Annotated in this window: 2 pseudogenes; both read right to left on the bottom strand. The window is 42.2% G+C overall.

Annotated features, from left to right (window positions below):
- Positions 1 to 493: 493 nt before the first annotated feature.
- Positions 494 to 640 (bottom strand): annotated as a pseudogene (locus AC1DWB_RS36180) (IS3-like element IS655 family transposase); the annotation flags it as partial.
- Between the two features lie 54 nt (positions 641 to 694).
- Positions 695 to 924: pseudogene (locus AC1DWB_RS36185) on the bottom strand (alpha/beta hydrolase family protein); the annotation flags it as partial.

A 924-nucleotide genomic window follows, 5' to 3' on the forward strand; every position in this document is an offset into this window, starting at 1 on the left:
CTTTTTAACGAAATGTACGCTGAAAATCAGAAAATCCATAGGAGTTGAATCCCTTCGGCTCTTATGCTCCTAATATCTAATGCACTCCCCCACGTGCAGCGCGTGCGATACTTTCTGCGAAAAGAGGAGCCTCTCGTCTGTTGTGATCTTCCGATATTTTTTGACGGGACGCGGACGCTTGAAAGCGAATAATGATTTAATTTTGTTCCGTCATTGTATTGCCTTATCTTTAAAGTTACGGTATCACTTACGTCCATAGCACAGGCTTCTGGCTATAACGTGCTTTGGCATGTGTCGCCTTGATGATAATGACCGTGATATTCAAGTTCTCAATGGTGAATGTCACGGTTTACCCGGTAAATTAGTGCAGTAGATTTTTGCAGGCAAAATTCGCGAGCTATCAGACGAAATCACTTCTTGTTGAAGATGTCCACTATAGCTTCGGTGATGTCATCTTCCTTAGGCAGTTCTTTCGCTTCGTAGTAAAACGTACTTCTTGCGATTTGCAGGACGTCGCACATTGCTGATACCGAGTATTTATCACGATTGCTCTGGATGATAGCTACTTTCGTCCCATGATCAGCGCAGCTTGCTTTAAAATGTCGTTCTCCATTTTCAGACGCTGATTCTCTTTTCGTAAAGCCATGACTGCTGCTCTCTTACAGCGACACTCTACTCCGTCGGACATTATCGGTTAAAGGTCTTCCGGCTTTATAAATTTCACCTCTGGATACATGTCGTTCGGACCCTGAATCAGATTTCCACCCGCTCCTTTCAATTGCTTATTAAAGAAATCGAGTACATATTGATTTACGATGCTTGATCCTCTTTTACCATTTATATCTCCTGTTATTCCAGTCAGTTTAATCAACTCAGAATAGAATTGAAGGTCCGTGAAATTGAAGTGTTGGGTACCTTCTACAT

The sequence above is a fragment of the Paenibacillus sp. P4_E11 genome (assembly GCF_056401635.1).